The organism is Sphingomonas sp. BL-S-05 (assembly GCF_055521695.1).
Window position 1 is genome coordinate 137,223 of the sequence record NZ_CM145499.1, and the last position, 23,266, is coordinate 160,488.

Here is a 23,266-nt window from a genome sequence, read left to right on the forward strand (position 1 = left end):
TCGCGGGGCGCCGGTCACCTTGTCGGGGCGATCGCTATACACGGCTCGACATGGGTTCGATGGTGCGACCAAGCCCATGTCGACCCCCGGCTCCAATCCGGCTCCGCTTCTGCACCGGGTCGAAGAAGCAGGCTTCGGATAAAGTCCTGCGACGAAGACCCTGCTTCATCCAACCGGCAATAGTGGAATCGCCTAATCCCGATCCGTCCTGGAACCCGTTCGCGGGAACGCTGCTTCCGGCGTTACGCCGCTGCCGCGTAGGTGCCGACGGCCAGCGCCGTCGACAGAAAGCGCCGCGTATCGCCATCCAGCACCAAAGCTGTCAGCCGGCCGCTGCGATAGGCCCCGGTATCGATACCGATCCGGTTGGTACGAATGTCAGGATCGCCGGTCACGGTATGCCCGTGGATGACGAAGCGCTCATGTGGTCCGCTATGCTCGAGAAACGGCGACCGGATCCAGCGCAGGTCGGAGGACTTCTGCGCGTCGAGCGGCACACCGGGACGGATGCCGGCATGGACGAAGACATAGTCGCCGAGGATTAGGTGGTTGGGGAGGTTGCGTAGGAAATGCAGATGTTCAACCGGCACATGCTCGGCGATCAGGCGCTGGACGCCCTTCAGGTCCTCGCGCTCATAGGCGTCCTCGCCGACACCGTAGCTCAGCAGGGTTTCCTTGCCACCGGCGCGTGCGAAGACGCCCAGCGCCTGTCGCGAACCCTCGGCGGCGGTCAGCAGCAGTTCCTCATGGTTGCCGCACAGGCAGTGGACGTCGTCGCTTGCGGCGCACATCGCCATCACCCGGTCAACGACCCCGCGCGAGTCCGGACCGCGATCGATCAGGTCGCCCAGAAACACCAGCATCGCCCGTCGGCCGTCGCGTGCCCGATCGGCGTCGATCTGCACCAGCAAATCGTCCAGACAATCGAGTCGACCATGCACGTCGCCGATCGCATAGACGAGGATATCGTCGGGAATGCGCGGCGCAGGGGTTGCAGGCCTGCGAAATAGCTTGGAGAACACCATGATGTGCGCCGCCCATAAGCGAAAGGGGCTGTACGATCAATGAACCGCCGCAGCGCCGCACAACCGGCGCGCGGCGCGCCAAAGGTCGTTTGCCAATACCGTAACGAACCTCTATTGCGGCGCAGCAATTTTGGGGATGAAACAATGACGATCAAGAAGGTTCGCAAGGCAGTCTTTCCGGTCGCCGGTCTGGGCACCCGGTTTCTTCCCGCGACCAAGTCGATGCCGAAGGAAATGCTGACGGTCGTCGACAAGCCGCTGATTCAGTACGCCGTCGAAGAGGCGCTGGAAGCAGGCATCGAGCAGATCATCTTCGTCACCGGTCGCGGCAAGGGCGCGCTGGAGGATCATTTCGACGTTTCCTACGAACTGGAAGCGACGATGAAGGCGCGCGGCAAGTCGATGGCGCTGATCGAGGGTATCCGCCAGAAGCCCGGCAGCCCGGTCTATGTCCGCCAGCAGGAACCGCTCGGCCTCGGCCATGCGGTGTGGTGCGCGCGCGAGATCGTCGGCGACGAGCCGTTCGCGGTGCTGCTGCCCGACGAGCTGATGGTCGGCGGGTTCCTGAAGCAGATGGTCGACGCCTATGAAAAGGTCGGCGGCAACGTGATCGGTGCGCTGGAAGTGCCCGACAGCGAGACCGACAAGTACGGCATCATCTCGCCGGGCAAGCAGGACGGCCGCCTGACCGAAGTCACCGCGCTGGTCGAAAAGCCCAAGGGCAAGGCGCCGTCGAACCTGATGATTCCGGGCCGTTACATCCTGCAGCCCGAAGTCATGCAGATCCTCGATTCGCAGGAGCCGGGTGCCGGCGGCGAAATCCAGTTGACCGACGCGATGGCGAAGCTGATCGGCAACCAGCCGTTCCATGGCTTCACCTTCGACGGCAAGCGGTACGACTGCGGCGACAAGGCCGGCTGGGTGCAGGCGAACATCGCGCTGGCGCTGGCCCGTGCCGATATCGGTCCGGCGGTGCGCGCATTTGCCGAGGAAGCGCTCGCCAACGGTTGAGCGACCGGGCGGAGGTTACGGTCTCCGCCCGCTTCTACACGGTGACCAGCCGGTCGTCGGCAAGGGTCGCGAGCAGGTCGATCCATCCGCCTGCCGCGACCCTTTCCGTATCCGCCGCCAGTCCGGCAAGGGCGAGGCCGGTCTGGCAGGCGATCAGCTCGACGCCGCTGTCGCCCGCGATTGCGCGCAATTCGGTCGCGTCGGGCAGGCCGGGCGGTGCGGCGGCGGCCGTCGCCAGCAGTGCCACCGCCCCTTCGTGCAGATAGACGCGCGTCCGCCCGCCGAGCGCGGCGGCGGCACAGGCCATGGTCAGCGCGGCGCGCCAGCGGTCGGGATCGGGCTGTACGACGACGATCGTCAGCCCGCGCATCGGCATCCCGGATCCTTCGGCAGCGCCAGCGTGCGGAAGCGGAAGGCGAGGAGGTCGGCGATCAGCAGCTTGCCCGCCGGATCGTCGCCGAAGCCGATGATCGCGCGCAGCGTCTCCAGCGCGGCGAGGCTGCCCATCACCCCGGTCAAGGCGCCGAGCACACCCTGATCGGCGCAGCTGGCGTCAGCGCGGGCAGGATCGTTGCCGACGAAGCAGCGATAGCAGGGCAGATGCGCTTCCCAGCCGCGGAACACGCCCAACTGCCCTTCGAACTGGCCGACCGCTGCCGACACCAGCGGGATGCGCGCCGCCAGCGCCGCGTCGGCGACGTCGAGGCGGGTGGCGAAATTGTCGCAGCCGTCGAGCACGACGTCCGCCCCGGCAAGCAGCGCGGCGGCATTGGCGGCGTCGATCCGTGTCGGCACCGGTTCGACGGTCACGTACGGGTTGATGCGGGCGAGCGCCTGCGCGGCGGCGGTCACTTTCGCGGTGCCGATATCGGCGTCGCCGAACAGGGTCTGGCGTTGCAGGTTGCTGGCGTCGACCATGTCGTCGTCGATCACGACCAGCGTGCCGACCCCGGCCGCCGCCAGATATTGCAGCGCCGGCGATCCGATGCCCCCCGCGCCGATCACGACGACGCGTGCGGCCCTCAGCGCCGCCTGTCCTGCGCCGCCGACCTCGCGCAGGACGAGGTGGCGGGCGTAGCGATCGAGCTCGGCGTCGGAAAAGGTCATTCGGTCCAGTCGAACTGCAACGAGGCGCGGTACCAGCCGCCCTCGCTGACGAACTGCGGCATCAGGTTACCGCGCGCGAAGCTGACCACCAGTCCGGCGCCATATTGCTCCACGACCGGACAGCCGATCGCGCGGGGAATGGTGGCGCGGACCAGCCGGTCCTCGCCGATCAGCACCGCGACGTCGATCTGCAACCGGGTGTGCCCGTCGACCGGCATCGGCCGCGGACATTCGTTGCGGCGGATTTGGGACGACACGAAGGCGATCATCGACGCGGTCGGCTGCGGCGCGCGGCGATAGGGAAGCGGCGGCAGCGCGGTCCAGTCGATCGGCGAGCGGGCCGCCGGTGCGGGATCGGGCACCGCAACCAGCGGCACGGCCTGCGCCAGCGTCAGCAGGGCCAGCGCGATCATCGCCCGGTCGAACCGAATCCGCCGGCGCCGCGCGCGGTATCGTCGAGCGTATCGACCTCGGCCACTTCGGCGCGGGTGACGGCGGCGGGGACAAGCTGGGCAATGCGTTCGCCGCGCACCACCTGGAACGGTTCGTCGCCCAGATTGGCGAGGATCACCTTCACTTCGCCGCGATAGTCGCTGTCGATCGTGCCGGGAGTGTTGAGGCAGGTGATGCCATGTTTGAGCGCAAGGCCCGAACGGGGGCGGACCTGTACCTCATAGCCCGCCGGAATGGCGATGGCGAAGCCGGTGGCGACGGCATGGCGCGCTCCGGGCGCCAGCGCGATATCCTCGGCCGCGACGATATCCATGCCTGCCGCGCCCGCAGTGGCATAAGCGGGCAGCGGCAGGCCGTGTCCATGCGGCAGACGGCGGAGGCGGATCGGGATCATCGGGTCACCATCGCACTACGTTGCGGGGTCGCGGGGGGCGCGGCGGCCATGCGACGCACCGCATCGATCAGGTCGCCGTCGCGCAGCAGGTCGTGGCCGCGCCCGGGCAGGACGCGATAGTCGGTGGCGATACCGCGCAATGCCAAGGCTTCGGCATAGCCACGCGAGAAGCGCAGCGGCGTTTCCTTGTCGTCAGCCCCGACCAGCAGGGTCACGCGGGTCGACGGCGCGATGCCGCCTACCGTCTGCAACGGATCGAAGCTGTTCACCGTCGTGCCGAAACCGGTCGCGCCCTGTTTCGCGCGATATTTGCGCCATTCGGGCAACATGCACGGACATCCCGCCAGCACGACTCCGTCGACCAGCCCCGGCCGTACCCCCATCAGCGTCGCCGCCATCGCCGCGCCGCCCGATTGCCCGACCAGGATCGTGCGTGCCTGCGGATAGCGGGCACGCCAGCCGGCGACGGCATCGGCGACCGCCGCGACCCGGTCGGCAGTATAGCTGTCGCCATCGGTCCCGCCGCGCGTGCCAGGCGAGACATTGCCCGCCGCGTCGGCATAGCCCGGCCGCAGCAGCGCGACCGCGCGCGCACCGGGGATCGCGTCGGCGATGGCGCGGGCGGCGGCGTTGAACTCGGCCGGTACCACGCCGTCGCCATCGCCGTGCAGGATCAGGACCAGCGTCCGCACGTCCCGCGACGCGGACGGACCGAAGCTTTCCCCGGCCAGCGTCACCGGCGGCGGGGCGGCAGTGGTGGCGCAGCCGGCAGCGGCAAGGAGCAACAGGGGACTAAAGCAGCGCATCGGCAATCCGGTCGGCCAGTCGGGCCGCGATATCGGTCTTGGGGGCGTCGGACCAGCTTTCGATGCCGTCGGCGGTGACGAGGTGGACGGCGTTGCGATCGCCGCCCATCACGTCGCCCGACACATCGTTGGCGACGATCCAGTCGGCGTTCTTGGCGCTGCGCTTGGCGGTCGCATGGGCGAGCACGTCGTCGGTTTCGGCCGCGAAGCCGACCAGCAGACGCGGGCGGCGCGGCGATCGGCCGAGCATCGCCAATATGTCGGGATTTGGCAGCAGGGTGAGGGTCGGCGGACCGTCGCCCTTTTTCAGCTTGAATGGCGCCGCCTCGACCTGCCAGTCGGCGACGGCGGCGACCATGACGGCGGCGTCGGCGGGCAGCGCCTGTGCCACGGCGTTGGCCATGTCGCGCGCCGATTCGACGTCGATCCGGGTCACGCCTGGCGGGGTCGGGAGCGTTACCGGCCCCGCGATCAGCGTCACCTGCGCGCCGCGCGCGGCGCAGGCGGCGGCGATGGCGAATCCCTGTTTGCCCGACGATCGGTTGGCGAGATAGCGGACCGGATCGATCGCCTCATGCGTCGGACCGGCGGTCACCAGTATATGGCGACCCGCCAGCGACTGCGGCGCGGGTGCCACCATCGCCTCGATCGCGGCGACGATCGCGGGCGGTTCGGGCAGGCGGCCGGGGCCGAATTCGCCGCACGCCATCGCGCCCTCGTCAGGGTCGAGCACGGTGACGCCGCGCCCCCGCAAGGTGGCGATATTGGCGGTGGTCGCGGCATGTTGCCACATGCGCACGTTCATCGCCGGGACGGCCAGCACCGGCTTGTCGGTGGCGAGCAGCAGCGTGGTGGCGAGATCGTCGGCCATGCCGGCGGCCATGCGGGCGAGGAGATCGGCGGTGGCAGGTGCGACGACGACCAGATCGGCCTGCCGGCTGAGCTGGATATGGCCCATCTCGGCCTCGTCCTTCAGATCCCACAGGCTGGTATGGACCGGCTGTTCGCTCAGCGCCGCCAGCGTCATCGGCGTCACGAACTGCGCGCCGCCATCGGTCAGCACGCAGCGCACGCCATGGCCGCGCCCGCGCAGCAGGCGAATCAGCTCGCACGCCTTGTACGCCGCGATGCCGCCGCCGACGATCAGCAATATGCGTGTCATCGGGTGATCCTCTGCACCCGAACGCGCCGCCTGTCGAGCAAAGGTCGGGCAAGGTCGCGTACCGCGTCGGGAAGAAACGCCATGCCGATCAGATAGGCCGGCGCGGCGGCGAGCGCCCAATAGAAGTTGTCGGTGCGTGCGAACAACGCGATGGCCAGCGCATAACCGCCGAAGGTAAGCGCCGCGCGGCACCCGACCGGTCCGGGTGCCGCCGCCCAGCCGAGCAGCGCCAGCATCGCCAGCGGCCCGCCCAGCCACCATGGCAGCAGGGTGAGCGCGGTCGAGCGCGCCATGGCGGAGGCGAACAGGCCCGGGCCGTGCAATCCGCTCCAGCCGGGCGATACCGCGTCGAGCGGACCGGCGATCATCGCCACGGCGCGGGCATGGAGCAGCAGCACGGCGACGAACACCAGCAGCGCCGCGACCCAGCCCAGCGCCTCACGCCGGCGTCCCTCGACCAGTGCCGCCGCCAGCATCGCCAGCGCATAGAGCGCCGCCGTCTCGCGGATCACCATCGCGCACAGGGCCAGGGCGACCGCCTCTACCCAGCGGTCCTCGCGCCGGATCGCCAGCGACCATGCGATCAGCAGCCCGGCCCATAGCTCGTGAAACGCGACCAGCGACGGCTGGACGAAGGCGACCATGCCGCCCGCCAGCAGGAACAGCGCCGTGATGCGCGGCGGGCCGCGGTCGAACCAGCCGCCGATCCGCCGGGTCCAGGCGAGACCGGTCGCCGCCGCGATCGCGATCAGCAACAGGATGGAGGCAAGGTCGGGCAACGCCGCCTGCACCACGCTCAACGTCGGCAGGCGGATGGCGGGGAAGGGGTGGAGCGGGGCGCGGCTGGCGCGCAATTCCTGCGCGGTGACGGCATAATAATCGCCGCCGGTGCGCAGCCCCTCGACGACCGAAGCATAGACGTCGACGCTCATCGCCATGCCGCGCGGCGCGTCATCCTCGGGCAGGATCCATGTCGATGCCAGCAGGGCGAGCGCCAGCAGCGCGACGGCGAGCGCCACGCCGGGTCGCAGCGTCGCGAACCGGCTGGAGCACGACAGCCAGACCGGCGGTCGCGCGCGGATCATCCCAGCAACAACGTCGATGCCGCGCCGACCAGCCCGCCGGCGATGCCGACCAGCGCATAGCGCCAGCCGCCGCCGACATGGACGACGGCGACCTCGGGCAAGGGCGGGGCGGGCGGGGCACCGCCCGGGGCGGGATAGCGCGCCTCGATATTGCGGATCAGGTCGGGCAGCCGGGCGAAGGTGCGCAGGTCGGTGATGATCCGGTCGGCGACCATCGCCTCCGGCCCCAGTTCGTCGCGGATCCAGCCGCGCACGAACGGCGCCGCCGTCTCCCACAGATTGATGTCGGGATCGAGCGCGGTGGCGACCCCCTCGACCATCACCATCGTCTTTTGCAGCAGCAGCAGGTGCGGCTGCGTCTCCATGTCGAAATCGCGGGTGATGTTGAACAGCGAATCGAGCATCATGCCGACCGACATATCCTTGACCGCCAGCCCGCGCATCGGCTCGCCCACCGCACGCAGCGCCGTCGCGAATTCGGCGACATTGTGATGGGCGGGGACATAGCCCGCCTCGAAATGGATTTCGGCGACGCGCCGGTAATCGCCGGTGATGAGGCCGTAGAGGATCTCGGCCAGCCACACGCGGGCGCGGCGGTCGATGCGGCCCATGATCCCGAAATCGATCGCGGCGATGCGCCCATCGGGCAGGGCGAACAAATTGCCCTGATGCATGTCGGCGTGAAAGAACCCCTCCGCAATCGCCTGGCGCAGAAAGGCGCGGACCAGCCGCGTCGCCATCGCGTGCAGATCGTGGCCCGCCGCAATCAGTGCGGGGCGGTTCGACAGCTTGATGCCGTCGATCCATTCGGTGGTCAGGATCTTCGAGGTCGTGCGCTGCCAGTCGATCGCGGGGATGGTGAAGTCGGGCTCGGCCTCCATCCCCTGTGCCAGTTCGGAGGCGGAGGCGGCTTCGCGGCGCAGGTCGAGTTCGCGCGCGGTCCAGCGCTTCATCGTCTCGATCACGAGGCGCGGGCGCAGGCGCTTCAGCTCGCCGCCCATCGTCTCCATGCGGGCGGCGGCCCATTCATAGGTGTCGATCGCGTCGAAGAACTGGGTTTCGACGCCCGGACGCAACACCTTCACTGCGACGCGTCGGCCATCGGTGGTGATGGCGCGGTGGACCTGCGCGATCGAGGCGGCACCGACCGGCGTTTCCTCGATCGACTGGAACAGGTGCTCGATCGGCTGGCCGAGACCCGCTTCGATCGCCGGGCGCACCACGTCCCATGGCAGCGGCGGCAGCGCGTCCTGCAGCGACAGCAGGTCCTGCGCGACATCCTCGCCGACCAGGTCGGGGCGGGTGGCGAGCGTCTGCCCCAGCTTGATCGCGGCCGGACCCAGCGCGGCGAATGCCTCGGCATAGCGCGGGGTCGCGGGGACGCGCGCCCCGAAGCGGGCGAGGCGGACGACGCGACGCAGGCGCGGCGGGGTGCGCGGATTGCGCTCCAGTTCGATCAACGCGCCGTGGCGCGCGAGCGTACGGCCCCATTTCAGGATGCGCCAATAATGGGTCAGGGGCGCGGTCATGTGGCTATTTGCCCTGGACCCCCGCCTGCGCGGGGGTTTGACGCGTGCCGCATCAAATCTTCCATCCGCTATGGATCGCGACCAGCCCGCCCATGATCGGTTCGACGCGCGTGCGGATGAAGCCCGCGTCCGCGATCATCCGTTCGAAGGTCGGCATGTCGGGGAAGCGGCGGATCGATTCGATCAGATAGCGATAGCTGTCCTCGTCATTCGCCAGCAGCTTGCCGAGCTTGGGCACCAGCTTGTGCGAATATTGGTCATAGACGTCGGCGAAGCCGGGCCATGTCACCGTCGAGAATTCGAGGCAGAAGAACCGACCGCCGCGCTTCAGGACGCGGTGCGCTTCGCGCAGCGCCTTCGGAATGTCGGTCACGTTGCGGATGCCGAACGCGATCGTATAGGCATCGAAGCTGCGATCGGCGAAGTCGAGCGTCTCGGCATTCTGTTCGGACCAGACGAGGCCGTCGATGCCGCGCTTTTCGGCGCGTTCCATGCCGACGCCCAGCATCGCCGGATTGATGTCGGCGACGGTGATGTGCGCGCCGTGCTTCGCCATGCGGAACGCGATGTCGCCGGTACCGCCGGCCATGTCGAGGATCGATTCGCCCTTGCCCGGCTTTACCCGCGCGACGAAGCGGTCCTTCCACAACCGGTGCATGCCCCCCGACATCGCGTCGTTCATCAGGTCGTAGCGCGAGGCGACGCTGGCGAAGACATCGCCGACGCGCTTGGTCTTTTCGGCGGGGGCCACATCTTCGTAGCCGAAGGATACCGTGTCGTTCATTCGTCTGCCCTAGCCGCGCCTTGTGGCGGGGGCAAACCGAACCTAGCTGTTTGTCGACGAAGGTGCGGTGATAACCCAGCCCGCCAGTCCCGTTCGTCCTGAGTAGCCATTGAGCTTGTCGAAATGGCGTATCGAAGGACCGCTTGAGGCAGGTGCTTCGATACGGGTCTTCGACAAGCTCAGCCCCTACTCAGCACGAACGAGGAAGAATGGATCAGAACGCCGAATGCCCGAACTTCCCGAAGTCGAGACGACCGTGCGCGGTCTGGCGCCGGTGCTGACCGGGCAACGGCTCGCGCGGGTCGTCGCCAATCGTGCCGATCTGCGCCGGGCGATGCCGGTCGATCTGGGGCAGCGGCTTACGGGTGCGACGGTCACCGGCCTGTCGCGCCGCGCCAAATACGGGCTGATCGAGACCGATCGTGCCGATACCTTCATCTTCCACCTCGGCATGTCGGGGCGCTGGCGGGTCGATCCGGCCGAACCGCTGGCGCACGATCATCTGCTGCTGGCGACCGATGCCGGGCGGCAGGTGGTGTTGAACGACCCGCGCCGCTTCGGATCGGTCGATCTGCTGCCGACTGCCGAGGTCGCGACGTGGCCGCCCTTCGCCGCGCTGGGGCCGGAGCCGCTGGGGCCGGACTTCACCGCCGACCATCTGGAGCGGCGGTTCGCGGGGCGGATCGCGCCGGTCAAGATCCTGCTGCTCGATCAGCGAATCGTGGCGGGACTCGGCAATATCTATGTGTGCGAGGCGCTGAACGTCGCGGGCATTTCGCCGACACGACCGGCCGGACAGATTGCGCACGAACGGCTGGCGGCATTGGTCGACGCGACCCGTGCGGTGCTGTTGTCGGCGATCGAGGCGGGGGGATCGACGCTGCGCGACTATGCCCGGCCGGATGGCGAACTGGGCTATTTCTCGAAACAATTCAGGGTCTATGGCCGCGAAGGCGAAGCGTGTCCGTGCGGGGGCGTGGTCGAGCGGCGCGTCGATGGCGGACGCTCTACCTTCTGGTGCCGATCGTGCCAGCGATAGTTGACCTTCCGGCCCCGACCGGTTAAGGGGCGCACCTTCTCCGGTCGGATTGCCCGATCGGCACCAATCATTTGCGAGAGTCGAGGACGGCATGGCGAATACGCCACAGGCGAAGAAGCGTATCCGGCGCAATGCGCGTCGTGCGGAAATCAATGGTGCGCGCGTCGGCCGCATCCGTACCTTCGTGAAGAAGGTCGAAGCGGCGATCGTCGCCGGTGACCGCGAAGCGGCGACCACCGCGCTGGCGAACGTCCAGCCGGAACTGGCCCGTGGCGTCGCCAAGGGCGTGCTGCACAAGAATACCGCGAGCCGCAAGTTCTCGCGCCTGACGAAGGCGGTCGGCGCGATCGCCTGATCGCCCGCGCATCGTCGGACAGGATTGACCCCGTCGGCCCAACGGCCGGCGGGGTTTCTTGCGTCGGTCGAGCATGGTTTGACGTCCCTGGCGGAGGGTGTGTCCCGTGGGGAAAAGGTTCCGCGAGACCCCCTCGAATCAAGCCGTCTGGAAAACCGCGGAAATCCGTGGATTCGAGCGTTCGCGGGCGGCCAATCGGTCGTAAGATACTGACAAAAAACGCGAAAAAATAAATCCGACGCGTTTCCGCCACTGGGGGGCTGTCAACTGCCTTTATTTCGGTTTCGTGACTTGATCGATCGGCGTCACGGTTCCTAAACAGCACTTCCCGGCGCCGATCGCGGTGGTCGGGGCCCGCACGAATCTTCGTGTGCGACCGCCGCTTCGGCGCGGTCAGGGGGGCTCTTAAACGATGGACGAACCGTGGCGGAGAAGCTGATTCTCCGGGCGGGAGGGGTGTGTTCGGTGACGATGGCGGTGGATCATGGACAGGTCGAGGTTGCAGCGGCATGGGCCCGCGTGCGGCACAACCTGCGTGCATCCGCCGGACAGCGCGTGTTCGACCGGTGGCTGAAGCCGATGGAGCTGGTCGCCCCCGACGAGGACGGCGTCGTCCGCCTGACCCTCCCATCGGCGTTCATGACCGATTGGGTCCGCAATCATTATGCCGAACGATTGACGCACGAATTCCGTGCGCAACTGCCGCAGGTGCGCGACGTGGTGGTGGAAACGGCCAGCGCGCTGCAGGCGCGAATCGTACCGCCCGCCGCGTTGCCCGAATCGAAGCCGGTGCCGGTGACGACGCCCGCGCCGATCGCCTTCGCCGCTGCCGTGCCGCAACGCGCGCCGGCCGAACGGCCGGCGTTCGATCCGCGCTATCGCTTCGACCGATTCGTCGTTTCGGCATCGAATCGAGTCGCGTTCAATGCGGCGAAGGCGCTGGCAGAGCCGGGCGTGCCGCGGTTCAGCCCGCTATTCCTGCATAGCGGCACGGGTCTCGGCAAAACCCATTTGATGCATGCGATCGGCCATGCGTTTCTCGATGCCGATCCGGCGGCGAGCGCGGTCTATCTGCCCGCCGAGCGATTCATGTTCGAATTCGTCGCGGCGATGCGTGCGCGGGATACGCATGGGTTCAAGGCCCGCCTGCGCGGCGTCGACCTGCTGATGATCGACGACCTGCAGTTCGTGGCGGGCAAGGACGCGACGCAGGAGGAATGCCTGCACACGATCAACGCGTTCATGGATGCGGGCAAGCGGGTGGTGATCGCCTGCGACCGATCGCCCGCGTTGCTTGAGGGGATCGATCCGCGGCTGCTGTCGCGGCTGGGCGGCGGATTGGTGGCCGATATCAAGCTGCCCGAAACCGACCTGCGCCACGCGATCCTTGCCGCCAAGCTGGCCGAGGTACCCGGCATCGTCGTGCCCGGCGACGTGCTCGACCTGCTTGCCGGCCGTATTCGCGGCAGCGTGCGCGAACTGGAAGGGGCGCTCAACCGCCTGATCGCCTATGCGTCGCTGACCGGCGACACGATCGACATGGCGTTCGCCCATGCGACGCTGGGCGAGATGTTGGCCGGACCGGCCAAGCGCGTGACGATCGACGATATCCAGCGCGCGGTGTCGGCGCATTTCGAGGTCAAGCAGCTCGACCTAATCTCGGCTCGGCGGGCGCAGGCGATCGCCCGGCCGCGACAGGTGGCGATGTATCTGGCGAAGCAGCTGACGACGCGCTCGCTGCCCGAGATCGGGCGCAAGTTCGGCAATCGCGATCACTCGACGGTGATCCATGCGGTACGGCGGATCGAGGAACTGCGTGGGGTGGATCGCGAGATCGACAGCGCGGTGCGGACGCTGCTGCGCTCGCTCGAGGGCTGAGCGGGTTTCAGAAAGAAGAATGGTTCACGCGAAGGCGCGAAGGCGCGGAGAGTTGCGCTTGTCGCACCGCCGTCGCGATCGGGAGACGTTTGCGCTGGCGGTAGCCGCACCGGAGAGGCCGCTGGCGCGGGTGAGGTAGACGCTCGACGCAACCCCCTCCGCGCCTTCGCGTGAACCAATCCTTCTTACGTGATGACGTCCGGCGCGTTGCGGCCGGTATGCTGGGTGATCGACGCGATCGTCTCTGCAGCCGCTACCAGCGGCGCCAGCGCGTCGCCGGTTTCCTGAGCCAGATCGCCGTCGGCCGGCTCGTAGCGTTCGATATAGACGCGCAGCGTCGCGCCCTGGGTGCCGGTGCCCGACAGGCGGAACACGATGCGCGATCCGTCCGCGAACAGGATGCGGATGCCCTGTTTGCGGCTGACCGATCCGTCGGTGCTGTCGTGATAGGCGAAGTCGTCGGCTTCGGAGACGGTCAGGTCGCCGATCGTCGTACCGGGCAGGGTGGCGAGACGATCGCGCAGCGAGGCCATCAGCGCGTCGGCGCCCGCCTGTTCGACGCCCTCATAATCGTGGCGCGCATAATAGTTGCGGCCATAGCGCGACCAATGGTCGGCCATGATCTCGGCCACCGGCTGGCGGCGCGCGGCGAGGATGTTGAGCCAGAGCAGTACCGCCCACAGCCCGTCCTTTTCGCGGACATGGTTGGAACCGGTGCCGGCACTTTCCTCGCCGCAAATGGTGACGAGGCCGGCGTCGAGCAGATTGCCGAAGAATTTCCAGCCGGTCGGCGTTTCGTAGAGCGGCACGTTCAGCGCCTGCGCGACGCGGTCGGCGGCGGCGGAGGTCGGCATTGAGCGGGCGATGCCGGCAATGCCGTCCTTATACGCCGGGGCGAGATGCGCGTTGGCGGCGAGGACCGCGAGCGAATCCGAGGGCGTCACGAAAATGCCACGGCCGATGATGAGGTTGCGGTCGCCGTCGCCGTCCGAGGCCGCGCCGAAATCGGGCGCGTCGGCGGCCATCATCCGCTCGTACAGTTCGTGCGCGTGGACGAGGTTGGGGTCTGGGTGATGCCCGCCGAAATCGGGAAGGGGGGTGCCGTTGACGACGGTCCCGGGCGCGGCACCGAGGCGACGTTCGAGGATCTCGGTCGCGTAGGGGCCGGTTACCGCGCTCATCGCGTCGAACGACAGGCGGAAGCCGCCGGCGATCAGGTCGCGGATCGCGGTGAAGTCGAACAGCGTCTCCATCAGATCGGCATAGGCGGCAACCGAGTCGATTACCTCGACGGTCAGGCCATCGACATCGCGTTCGCCGAGCGTGTCGAGGTCGATGCCGGTCACGTCGCTGATGTGGTAGCGGTCGATCTCCAGCGTGCGGGCGTAGAGCGCGTCGGTGAAGCTTTCGGGCGCCGGGCCGCCGTTCGACACATTGTATTTGATGCCGAAATCTTCGTCGGGGCCGCCGGGATTATGGCTGGCCGACAGGACCAGGCCGCCGATCGCGCCGCGCTGGCGGATGACGTTCGAGGCGGCGGGGGTCGACAGGATGCCGCCCTGTCCGACGATCGCGCGGGCGAAGCCGTTGGCGGCGGCCATGCGGATCGCGGTCTGAATGACCTCGCGGTTCAGATAGCGGCCGTCGCCGCCGATCACCAGCGTCGCGCCGTCCTTGTCCTCGACCACGTCGAACACCGACTGGATGAAGTTTTCGGCATAGTTAGGCTGCTGAAATACCCGCACCTTCTTGCGCAGGCCCGATGTGCCGGGCTTCTGGTCGGTAAAGGGCGTGGTCTGGGCGGTGGTGCTGGTCACGAACGGCTTCCCCTGTAGTGGCCTTGCCGAACGCATAAGGTGACGAAGGTGCCACGGACAACAGGTAATTGGCCGTGGCACCGATTAACTAAAACAAATATTCAGACTTGCAGTCCCAATGCCTGTTGCGCGGCGAGCAGGGTCGGGCGGGCCAGTGCATCGGCCTTTGCTGCGCCCTTGGCGAGCGTTGCGCCGACGGCGGCGCGATCGTCGAGCAGCGCCACCAGCCGGTCGCGGATCGGGCCGAGCTTCGCCACCGCCAAATCGGCGAGCGCAGGCTTGAAGGCGCCGAACCCCTGGCCGCCGAAGTTGGCGAGCACGTCCTGCGACGTCTCCCCCGACAGGGCGGCATAGATGGTGACGAGGTTGCGTGCCTCGGGCCGCTCGGCGAGGCCGGCGACTTCGGAGGGCAGGGGTTCGGGATCGGTCTTGGCCTTGCGGAACTTGGTCGCGATCTGCTCGTCCGAATCGATCAGGTTGATGCGGCTCATGTCCGACGGATCGGACTTGGACATCTTGGCGGTGCCGTCGCGCAAGCTCATGATCCGCGGCGTATCTTCCGGGATCATCGGTTCGGGCAGCGGGAACAGCTCGACCCCGAAATCGAGGTTGAACTTGGTCGCGATATCGCGGGCAAGCTCGAGATGCTGTTTCTGGTCCTCGCCGACCGGCACATGCGTCGCCCGGTAGGCGAGGATGTCGGCGGCCTGCAGCACCGGATAAGTGAACAGCCCAACACTGGCACCTTCGCGGTTCTTGCCGGCCTTGTCCTTCCACTGGGTCATGCGGTTGAGCCAGCCGACCCGCGCGGTGCCGCCGAGGATCCACGCCAGTTCGCTATGCGCGGGCACCCGCGCCTGATTGAACAGGATCGAGCGGTCGGGATCGATGCCCGCCGCCAGCAAGGTCGCCGCCATCTCGATCGTGTTCGACGCCATCACCTTCGGATCCTGCGTCACGGTCAGCGCGTGGAGATCGGCGAGGAAGAACAGGCAGACATCGTCGGCGCCCATCCGGTCCTGCAACCGCACCCAGTTGCGGATCGCGCCCAGATAATTGCCGAGATGAAGATTGCCGGTGGTCTGGATGCCGGAGACGACACGCATTTCTGTTTCCTATCAGGCGGCGCGCCGACGCAGCAGCGCGCGGAGATCGGCCAGCCGGAACGCTCCGGTGGCAAGGCAGGCAAGGCCATAGACGATGGCACCCGCGCCGACGAGGGCGACCATGCCGATGATGCGGGTCATCACTTCGCCGGTCGTCCATGGGCCGACGATGCGATCGGCGAAGAACAGCGCCGCCCCCATCAGCAGCGCGGCGATGGCGAAGCGCGGCAGGCGGTGGGTCAATTGCCGGTCGAACGCGAAATGTCCGCGCCGTCGCAGCGTCACGTAGAGCATCGCGAAATTGATCCATGCCGAAACCGCCGTGGCGAGCGGCGGGCCGATATGCGCGACGGTCGGGATCAGCGCGAGGTTGAGCACGATGTTGACGACGATCGAGAGCATCGCGAAGCGCACCGGGGTCCGCGTATCCTGTCGCGCGTAAAAGCCCGGCGTCATCACCTTGATGAGGACATAGGCGGGCAGGCCGAGCGAGAAGGCGGCGAGCGACTGGGCGCTGCGCAGCGTATCTTCCGGCCCGAACGCGCCATGCTGGAACAGGGCGCGGATGATCGGCTCGGCGACGGTCAGGAAGGCGATGGTCGCCGGCAGCGTCAGCAGCAGCGCCAGTTCGATGCCGCGATTCTGGGTATCCATCGCCGCCGCATCCTCTTTCCGCGCGAGCTGGCGGGAGATGGTGGGGAGCAGGATGGTGCCGAGACCGATACCGATCAGCCCCAGCGGCAACTGGTTCAGCCGGTCGGCATAATAGATGTAGGAGATCGATCCCTGATCGAGCAGCCGCCCCGACAGCGCGGTCGAGATCAGCAGGTTGATCTGCATCGCGCCCGCGCCGATCGCGGCGGGGACGATGAGACGGAGCATCTCGCGCACGTCGGGGGTCAGGCGCGGGCGCTGCGGGCGGAGCGACACGCCCGCCCGACGGCAGGCGAACATGACCCAGCCGAGCTGCAACGCGCCGCCGACGGTGACCGCCCATGCCTGTACGCGGGCCGTTGCATAGGGATCGGGACCGTGAAAGAACAGCAGGCCGGCGACCATGGCGACGTTCAGCAGGATCGGCGCGGCGGCATTGACCCAGAATTTGTCGAGCGAATTGAGGATCGCGCCCAATAGCGACACGATCGAGATCAGCAGCAGATAGGGAATGGTGATCCGCGACAGCGTGACCGCATAGGCGAATTGCGCGGGGGTGGGGTCGTTGAACCCGCCCGACAGCAGGTAGGTCAGCGGCCATGCGCCGATCAGCATGACGATCGTCGCGCCGATCAGTACCGGCAACAATACCGACAGCACCGCCTGGGCAAAGGCGATGCCGGCGGGCAGCCCCTGACCTTCCGCTGCGGCGTCGCCCTCGGCCACCTTCTTGTTGAACAGCGGCACGAAGGCGGCGTTGAACGCGCCTTCGGCAAACAGCGCGCGGAACATGTTGGGCAGGCGGAAGGCGACGAGGAACGCGTCCGACGCGAAGCCTGCGCCGACGAACGTCGCCTGCAGCGAATCGCGCCCCAGCGCCAGCACGCGGCTGGCCAGCGTCAGGCCGCCGACCGACCCCAGCGATTTCGCCAGTTTCATGGATTCAAGGCCGATCGAACGGAAGGCAGTACCCCCGCGCAGGTGAGACCTTTGCGAAAGTCCGCCGCGCCGTATCCCCGCGGAGGCGGGGATCCAGAGCCACGCGCGCAAGCCGTTGTTCTGCTTGGCGCTGGACCCCCGCCTGCGCGGGGGTACGGAGGGGTTCTGAGGTAGGTATGAGACTTTCGCAGAATGCTCACGCAGGCGGGGGGCCTTGGCAATGGAATGACGGCGCTCGTGATCCTGGACCCCCGCCTGCGCGGGGGTAGGAGTGGCCGGAACTGCGTGTCACCCAGCTGCATGGCAGTCGGCGTCCTCGATTGTCGATCGGACCGACGTCCGTGCCCGCCGCCCGGAAAAGATCAGGCGTGGCCGGCGACTTCGCCGAGCGCGCCCTGCTGTTCGGCCTGCGACAGATAGAGCTGTGCGAAGTCGATCGGTTCGAGGAGCAGCGGCGGGAAGCCGCCGTCGCGCACCGCATCGGCCAGCACGCGGCGGGCGAAGGGGAACAGGATGCGCGGCGCTTCGCCGAGCAGGAAGGGCTGGAGATGCTCGGCCGGGATGTTGCGCAGGCCGAACAGGCCGGCGAACGACAGGTCGACCAGATACATGACCTGATTCTCGACCTCGGCACGCGCCTCGATCTTCAGCACGACTTCGTGGACGTCGTCGCCGACCTGGTTGGCGCCGATGTTGAACTGCACGTCGAGCTTGGGCTGTCCGGCGATCTGATAGACGCCCGGCGCGCTCGGATTCTCGAACGAGAGATCCTTGACGTACTGCGTGATGACGTTGACCGACGGCTGGCTGTCGTCCCCGTTGGCAAAGGCGTCGATGCCGCCTGCGGCGTTCTGTTCGTCCATGTCGATCCCTGTCGGCTCGGGCGGATAGCTTTGGCGCTTCCCGCGTTAAGATGGCGCGGACTAGCAGCGGCCCGACCGTGATTCAACGGGTCGACCACTCAGGCGAACTTATGGCCGTCACGCCGTTTGTATCCGCGCTCGTTCGGTCCTATGTCCGATCGATGGAAGGAAGTGAAGGCATGGTGGTTTTTGTCGTCCTGCTCGCAATGGTCGCGGCGTTTCTGGCGATGCGGCTTTATGCCGTGCTGGGGAAGCGGACCGGTCACGAACCCTTGCCGCGGACCGCGGACGAGCGGATCGCGACGCCGCCGGTCGCGCGCCCGATCGAGGTGACGCCCGAAGCACGCGTGCTGGGCCCGCGCCATGTCGAGAGCGGGGCGGAGAGCGGTCTGCGCGCGCTGATCGCCGCCGATCCCTCGTTCGACGTCGCGCAGTTCATCGACGGGGCGAAGTCGGCCTATCGCATGATCCTCGAAGCATTCTGGAAGGGTGACGAGGCGACGCTGGAATGGCTGACCGAGCGCGACGTGCGCGACGCCTTTGCGCAGGCGATCGCCGATCGCAACGCGGCGGGCCATGTGCTCGACAACCGGCTGGTGTCGATCGAACGCGCGGTGGTGACCGAGGCGTCGGTCGAAGGCGGCGTGGCGCGCGTCTCGGTGCGGTTCGATGCCGATATCGCCGCGATCACCCGCGACGCCGAGGGCAATATCGTTGCCGGGTCGATGTCCGACGCGGTCGAGACGCATGACGTCTGGACCTTCCTGCGGGTGCTCAAGAGCAACGACCCGAACTGGAAGCTTGCCGATACCGACGAAGCCTGACGTCGATGCGCAAGGGGGGATTGGCGGCGCTTGCCGCGCTGCTGCTGGCTGGCTGTTCGAATGCGATCGTGCCGCGGGGCGTGGAGACGGCGACGTCCTCGCGCCCGCCGGTGCGGACGCAGGCGCCGGTGCAGCGACCGGTGGCGGTGCGCCAGCCGACCGGGGCGGTGCCGTTGCCGCCGATCACCGGCGGTGCTGCCGTCGATGGCGCGACGACCGCGTTGACGGCGGGTGTCGTTGCCGGGCCGCCGGTCGCCTCGCTGCCGCTGACCGAGGAGTCCGCCGCGCGGGCGCTGGCGGCATTTCGCATCTCCTGTCCGTCGCTGATGCGGCGGACCGATCCGACCGGGTTGACGCAAGGGGCCGACTGGCAGGGGGCGTGCGATGCCGCGCGTGGTGTCGGTGCGGGGCAGGCGCGGACCTTCTTCGCGCAATGGTTCGAAACCGCGCAGGTCGGTGACGGGAAGGCATTCGCGACCGGCTATTATGAACCTGAAATCTACGGGTCGCGCACCCGCCAGCCGGGCTATCAAACGCCGATCTATGGTGTGCCGGGCGATCTGGTCGAGGCCGATCTCGGGCTGTTCTCGGCGGACCTGAAGGGCAAGCGGATACGCGGCCGCGTCGATGGCGCCAAGTTCGTACCCTATTACGACCGGACCGCGATCGAGGAAGGCGCGCTGGCCGGGCGCGGGCTGGAGATCGCGTGGGCGGCCGATCCGGTCGAGATGTTCTTCCTGCAGGTGCAGGGGTCGGGACGGCTGCGCCTGCCCGATGGCGGCGTGATGCGCATCGGCTATGCCGGGCAGAATGGCCGCGACTATACCGGCATCGGCAAGCTGATGCGCGACCGCGGGCTGATCGGGCCCGATCAGGCGTCGATGCAGGGGCTGATGGCATGGCTGCGCGCCAATTCCGAACAGGGCCGCGCGGTGATGCGCGAGAATAAGAGCTTCGTGTTCTTTCGCGAACTGACCGGGCCGGGGCCGCTCGGCGCGATGGGCCTGCCGGTGACCGGCAATGCCAGCGTCGCCGCCGATGTGCGGTTCGTGCCGCTGGGCGCGCCGGTGTTCCTGTCGATGGATCGTACCGATGCGTCGGGCCTGTGGGTCGCGCAGGATACCGGCGGCGCGATCAAGGGCACCAACCGCTTCGACACCTTCTGGGGCGCGGGCGATGAGGCGCGGGCGATCGCCGGTGGCATGAGCGCGCGGGGCACGGCGTTCCTGTTGCTGCCGATCGGGACCGTCGCACGGATTGCGAGTGGCCGGCCGACGCCTTGATCCGGCCGAGGCGGCGCTGTGGGCGCGGGTCGTCGCGGCGGTGAAGCCGTTGCACGGCGCGCGACCGGTCGCCGCCACGGCACCGCTCGAACCGCATGGCGCGCCCAAGCCGAAGCCGGTGCGGGCGGTCGCGGCACCCGCCGCCAAGCCCGCCCGCGCCGCCCGGACGCCGGGCGAGACGCTGGATGCGGGATGGGACCGCAGGCTGGCGCGCGGGCTGGTCAGCCCCGACGCGACGATCGACCTGCACGGCCATACGCTGGCCACCGCCCATGCGCGACTCGATCAGGAACTGGGACGGGCGATCGCGCGGGGCGACCGCGTGCTGCTGGTGGTTACCGGCCGTCCGCCGCGCCCCGAATCCGAACGTCCGCATGCGCGCGGGGCGATCCGCGCGGCGATCGGCGACTGGATCGCTGCAGGGCGGCATGTCGACCGCATCGCCTCCATTCGCGGCGCGCATCCGCGTCATGGGGGCGGGGGTGCGCTCTACCTTATTTTGCGGCGCAACCGAACGCCCTAGGAACCGGGTTTGCCGGGGGCGAAACGGGCGGCCGAACCGGGGTGTGCGGGCATCGGGAACGTCGGACCTTCGCGGCTCGTAACGCCACCGTACCGGATCGGATATTGTAGCCGGGAACCAGTTGCGGTTCCAGCGGGTTAGTCCCGGTTTGAGACATTTTCGCCACGCTTGTGCTGTCCCGCAACGGGACGTATGTAAATGCATGTCTCTGACCGGGAACGAAATGGTTACTCGAAAGTAAATGCCGTGCTCGTCGAGTAGACGTTGCTGAACCGGGGGAAGGCATTCGAAAAACCTGTTTCCTGCCTCTGCGCGGAAAAGGGGGACTGAATGGTGCAGGGGGTCGATCGTCGGCCGCCGCGCACCTCCCGGGCAACAAGGAGGATTGTGATATGGCATTTGGTGACAACAGCGTTTTGATCTCCACCGCAACGCGGCAGGACGTGGTCGCAAACGGGACCAGCGACACCTATCAGGCAGCAGACGGCGCCAACGCGTTCGTGATCGCGAACGGCAATGTCGGTGACGACCTGTTCCTCGGCTGGGGCGCGAACGACTCGATCATTAACAACCGTCAGATCTTCGACGGCAATGGCGATGGCTTCATCCAGTTCGGCGCAAACGGCGTGCTCGACATCGACCGCACCAGCCGCCGCAACGCCGGTCAGGACCAGCTGCAGCTCGCCGGTGACAACGCGAACATCACCGAGCTGCGCTATCTCGGCGACAAGAACGGTGGCTTCGTCTACGCCGACTCGGCGACGCTGAAGAACCTGTGGGAGCCCTTCGGCCGCACCAACGTGATCGAAGGCACGGTCGGCGACAACACGTTCGACATGTCGGGCGGCGCCAAGGTGCTGTTCCATGACAATGCGCTGGGCCTGAACCTGGGTGGCGACACGATCAACAACTTCGGCGACGACGATCTGCTCGTCACCACGTCGATGATCTTCGACAGCGACTCGAACCAGACCGTGACCTTCGGCCAGAACGACGTGCTCGACATCTCGGGTTCGAACGGTCCGTCGGCCAGCGATCCGCAGGGCGGCCCGGGCGGCCAGCTGGACTTCACCAGCCAGACCTCGGTCACCTATCTCGGTTCGAACGAGATCAACGGCGTGACCTACTACTACTATGGCACTGCCAACTCGACCTTCGATCCGACCCCGAGCGCATAAGCGTTCGCATCGCGATCCATGGAAAGCCCGGCACGAAAGTGCCGGGCTTTTTATCGTTCCGGGGCACCGGCAACCGCCGCGATCGCCTTTCCGTCGCGACGATCGCGTTGATAGGCGCGGAAATCGGGCGCCAGCAGATAGGCGACCAGCACGACCGCGATCGCCACCGCCGCCGTGTCGCGCACCAGCATCGTCAGGCTCCGCTGTCGCGACAGCGCCGCCCGGTCGGCCGCCCGTCGGACGGTTTTCCGGCGTTCGGCCCCCGGCGGAATGGGGTGCCGGTCGCGACGCCGGTCGACCATCCGCCGCCGTTCGGGATCGGACAGGGTGCGGTATGCGCTGATGATCGCCGCCGCCCGGTCCGCCGCATCGGCATCGCGCGAGCGATCGGGATGCGAGTGCGCGATCATCCGGCGAAAGGCCCGCTTGATCTGTTCCGCATCGGCCCCGCGATCGATATCGAGTACCGTATAGGGATCGGCAGTATCGGTCATCGTCCCGCCTCGATTGACTATTCGTCAAAGCCATTGCTACGGACGCGGTTGCGGGGCGGTTGAGCGATAGGCTTAGCGCCGGGTTCACCATGATGCGCACAGTGCCAACCCGACGGAGCGAACATGATCGAGGCGGAAACCAGCAGGATCGGCCCGGTCGACATCGCCGTCCTGACCTTTGACGAAGCGGTGGCGGCGGTCGACGAGCGGATCGATGCCGCCGACGGTGCCAGCGTCACCTTCTGCAACGCGCACAGCGTCAATCTGGCACGCGACGACCGGCGGCTGGTCGACGCCTATTCCGGCAGCCTCGTGCTGAACGACGGGATCGGCGTCGATATGGCCCGCAAGCTGCTGTACGGCGCGCCGTTCCCGGCCAACGTCAATGGCAGCGACTTCATCCCGATCTTCTTCGAACGCAGCCGGCACGACCTGCGCCTGTTCCTGCTGGGCAGCCGCCCCGGCATCGCCGCGCAGGCGGGCGAGATCATCGCCGAGCGCTATCCGCGCCACCGGGTGGTCGGCGTGCGCGACGGCTATTTCAAGCCGGAAGACGAACCGGCGCTGGTCGAGGAGATCGCGCGGTCGGGCGCCAACCTGCTGGTGATCGGCATGGGCCAGCCGCGACAGGAAATCTTCGCCGCGCGCCATGCCGACCGGATCGGCATGGCGTCGATGAGCGTCGGCGCGTTCCTCGATTTCACGTCCGGCGCGATTCCCCGTGCGCCCAACTGGCTGCGCACGATCCGGCTGGAATGGCTGTATCGGCTGGGGCTGGAGCCGAAGCGGATGTTCAACCGCTATGTCCTTGGCAATCCGCGGTTCCTGTACGGCGTCCTAAAGGATCGCAAGCGTAACAATTAAAAGATGATGAACGGCGCGTTAGCCCCGTCACGCAACCGAATATCGACAGGGCAGCCAGCATAACACCCGGGAAGGTCGCAATATTGCGACGGA

24 protein-coding genes are annotated in these 23,266 nt (G+C 67.5%); 9 read left to right on the forward strand and 15 right to left on the reverse strand.

Annotated elements, in window-relative coordinates:
* Window positions 1-242: 242 nt before the first annotated feature.
* Entirely contained in the window at window positions 243-1,025 is a 783-nt protein-coding gene (locus ACZ1JS_RS00610; RefSeq protein WP_465167243.1) for a metallophosphoesterase family protein, read from the reverse strand.
* A 144-nt stretch (window positions 1,026-1,169) separates the two neighbouring features.
* On the opposite strand from ACZ1JS_RS00610, the gene galU reads away from it, so the two are divergent.
* Window positions 1,170-2,036: a UTP--glucose-1-phosphate uridylyltransferase GalU gene (gene galU / locus ACZ1JS_RS00615; protein WP_056459509.1), complete on the forward strand. Its 867-nt coding sequence runs from the start codon at window positions 1,170-1,172 to the stop codon at window positions 2,034-2,036.
* A gap of 34 nt (window positions 2,037-2,070) precedes the next feature.
* On the opposite strand, the gene ACZ1JS_RS00620 is transcribed toward galU, so the two are convergent.
* Genes ACZ1JS_RS00620 through ACZ1JS_RS00660 form a run of 9 tightly spaced genes read right to left on the reverse strand, consistent with a single transcriptional unit; the run spans window position 2,071 to window position 9,356 of the window.
* On the reverse strand, window positions 2,071-2,406 hold the full coding sequence (locus ACZ1JS_RS00620) for a DsrE family protein (RefSeq protein ID WP_465167244.1): 336 nt from the start codon (window positions 2,404-2,406) through the stop codon (window positions 2,071-2,073).
* A complete protein-coding gene (locus tag ACZ1JS_RS00625; protein WP_465167245.1) occupies window positions 2,394-3,143 on the reverse strand; it encodes a HesA/MoeB/ThiF family protein in 750 nt (249 codons plus the stop codon). Before ACZ1JS_RS00625 ends, ACZ1JS_RS00620 begins: the two co-directional genes overlap by 13 nt.
* Window positions 3,140-3,556, reverse strand: coding sequence for a hypothetical protein (locus ACZ1JS_RS00630; protein ID WP_465167246.1), 417 nt, complete (start codon window positions 3,554-3,556; stop codon window positions 3,140-3,142). The genes ACZ1JS_RS00625 and ACZ1JS_RS00630 overlap by 4 nt, the downstream gene beginning before the upstream one ends.
* The gene (gene dut / locus ACZ1JS_RS00635; RefSeq protein WP_465167247.1) at window positions 3,553-3,990 is read right to left on the reverse strand and encodes a dUTP diphosphatase; all 438 of its coding nucleotides are present in this window, start codon (window positions 3,988-3,990) and stop codon (window positions 3,553-3,555) included. Before dut ends, ACZ1JS_RS00630 begins: the two co-directional genes overlap by 4 nt.
* Complete coding sequence (locus ACZ1JS_RS00640) at window positions 3,987-4,796, reverse strand: alpha/beta hydrolase family protein (RefSeq protein WP_465167248.1); 810 nt, start codon at window positions 4,794-4,796, stop codon at window positions 3,987-3,989. Before ACZ1JS_RS00640 ends, dut begins: the two co-directional genes overlap by 4 nt.
* Complete coding sequence (coaBC, locus tag ACZ1JS_RS00645) at window positions 4,783-5,958, reverse strand: bifunctional phosphopantothenoylcysteine decarboxylase/phosphopantothenate--cysteine ligase CoaBC (RefSeq protein ID WP_465167249.1); 1,176 nt, start codon at window positions 5,956-5,958, stop codon at window positions 4,783-4,785. Before coaBC ends, ACZ1JS_RS00640 begins: the two co-directional genes overlap by 14 nt.
* Window positions 5,955-7,043 (reverse strand): hypothetical protein, encoded by a 1,089-nt coding sequence (locus ACZ1JS_RS00650; protein ID WP_465167250.1) that lies wholly within the window; start codon window positions 7,041-7,043, stop codon window positions 5,955-5,957. The genes coaBC and ACZ1JS_RS00650 overlap by 4 nt, the downstream gene beginning before the upstream one ends.
* Entirely contained in the window at window positions 7,040-8,572 is a 1,533-nt protein-coding gene (gene ubiB / locus ACZ1JS_RS00655; protein ID WP_465167251.1) for a 2-polyprenylphenol 6-hydroxylase, read from the reverse strand. The genes ACZ1JS_RS00650 and ubiB overlap by 4 nt, the downstream gene beginning before the upstream one ends.
* 52 nt (window positions 8,573-8,624) lie before the next feature.
* Complete coding sequence (locus tag ACZ1JS_RS00660; protein WP_465167252.1) at window positions 8,625-9,356, reverse strand: class I SAM-dependent methyltransferase; 732 nt, start codon at window positions 9,354-9,356, stop codon at window positions 8,625-8,627.
* 226 nt (window positions 9,357-9,582) lie between these two features.
* On the opposite strand from ACZ1JS_RS00660, the gene mutM reads away from it, so the two are divergent.
* From mutM to dnaA, 3 genes are all read left to right on the forward strand, one after another.
* Window positions 9,583-10,395 (forward strand): bifunctional DNA-formamidopyrimidine glycosylase/DNA-(apurinic or apyrimidinic site) lyase, encoded by an 813-nt coding sequence (gene mutM, locus ACZ1JS_RS00665; RefSeq protein ID WP_465167253.1) that lies wholly within the window; start codon window positions 9,583-9,585, stop codon window positions 10,393-10,395.
* Window positions 10,396-10,486: 91 nt separating this feature from the next.
* Window positions 10,487-10,750: a 30S ribosomal protein S20 gene (rpsT, locus tag ACZ1JS_RS00670; RefSeq protein ID WP_056459222.1), complete on the forward strand. Its 264-nt coding sequence runs from the start codon at window positions 10,487-10,489 to the stop codon at window positions 10,748-10,750.
* A 471-nt stretch (window positions 10,751-11,221) separates the two neighbouring features.
* Entirely contained in the window at window positions 11,222-12,628 is a 1,407-nt protein-coding gene (gene dnaA / locus ACZ1JS_RS00675) for a chromosomal replication initiator protein DnaA (RefSeq protein ID WP_465168598.1), read from the forward strand.
* A gap of 185 nt (window positions 12,629-12,813) precedes the next feature.
* Here dnaA and ACZ1JS_RS00680 read toward each other — a convergent pair whose 3' ends face one another.
* From ACZ1JS_RS00680 to secB, 4 genes are all read right to left on the reverse strand, one after another.
* Window positions 12,814-14,445, reverse strand: coding sequence for an alpha-D-glucose phosphate-specific phosphoglucomutase (locus ACZ1JS_RS00680; protein ID WP_465167254.1), 1,632 nt, complete (start codon window positions 14,443-14,445; stop codon window positions 12,814-12,816).
* 101 nt (window positions 14,446-14,546) lie between these two features.
* Entirely contained in the window at window positions 14,547-15,551 is a 1,005-nt protein-coding gene (gene trpS / locus ACZ1JS_RS00685; protein ID WP_242118218.1) for a tryptophan--tRNA ligase, read from the reverse strand.
* Window positions 15,552-15,563: 12 nt separating this feature from the next.
* Window positions 15,564-17,144, reverse strand: coding sequence for a murein biosynthesis integral membrane protein MurJ (gene murJ / locus ACZ1JS_RS00690; RefSeq protein ID WP_465167255.1), 1,581 nt, complete (start codon window positions 17,142-17,144; stop codon window positions 15,564-15,566).
* A gap of 362 nt (window positions 17,145-17,506) precedes the next feature.
* Entirely contained in the window at window positions 17,507-18,007 is a 501-nt protein-coding gene (gene secB, locus ACZ1JS_RS00695; protein WP_345878993.1) for a protein-export chaperone SecB, read from the reverse strand.
* A 179-nt stretch (window positions 18,008-18,186) separates the two neighbouring features.
* Between secB and ACZ1JS_RS00700 the strand changes: the two genes are divergently transcribed.
* The 4 genes from ACZ1JS_RS00700 (at window position 18,187) to ACZ1JS_RS00715 (ending at window position 21,815) form a co-directional block, all read left to right on the forward strand.
* Window positions 18,187-18,831, forward strand: a complete 645-nt coding sequence (locus tag ACZ1JS_RS00700) for a Tim44/TimA family putative adaptor protein (RefSeq protein ID WP_465167256.1) — start codon at window positions 18,187-18,189, stop codon at window positions 18,829-18,831.
* A 5-nt stretch (window positions 18,832-18,836) separates the two neighbouring features.
* Window positions 18,837-20,114 carry a murein transglycosylase A gene (mltA, locus tag ACZ1JS_RS00705; RefSeq protein ID WP_465167257.1) on the forward strand — a complete coding sequence of 426 codons (1,278 nt, stop codon included), beginning with the start codon at window positions 18,837-18,839 and terminating at the stop codon, window positions 20,112-20,114.
* Window positions 20,095-20,637, forward strand: coding sequence for a Smr/MutS family protein (locus ACZ1JS_RS00710; protein WP_465167258.1), 543 nt, complete (start codon window positions 20,095-20,097; stop codon window positions 20,635-20,637). The genes mltA and ACZ1JS_RS00710 overlap by 20 nt, the downstream gene beginning before the upstream one ends.
* A 392-nt stretch (window positions 20,638-21,029) precedes the next feature.
* On the forward strand, window positions 21,030-21,815 hold the full coding sequence (locus ACZ1JS_RS00715; protein ID WP_465167259.1) for a hypothetical protein: 786 nt from the start codon (window positions 21,030-21,032) through the stop codon (window positions 21,813-21,815).
* Window positions 21,816-21,865: 50 nt separating this feature from the next.
* Here ACZ1JS_RS00715 and ACZ1JS_RS00720 read toward each other — a convergent pair whose 3' ends face one another.
* A complete protein-coding gene (locus ACZ1JS_RS00720; protein WP_465167260.1) occupies window positions 21,866-22,309 on the reverse strand; it encodes a DnaJ domain-containing protein in 444 nt (147 codons plus the stop codon).
* 123 nt (window positions 22,310-22,432) lie between these two features.
* Between ACZ1JS_RS00720 and ACZ1JS_RS00725 the strand changes: the two genes are divergently transcribed.
* Window positions 22,433-23,173, forward strand: a complete 741-nt coding sequence (locus ACZ1JS_RS00725; protein WP_465167261.1) for a WecB/TagA/CpsF family glycosyltransferase — start codon at window positions 22,433-22,435, stop codon at window positions 23,171-23,173.
* Window positions 23,174-23,266: the final 93 nt, after the last annotated feature.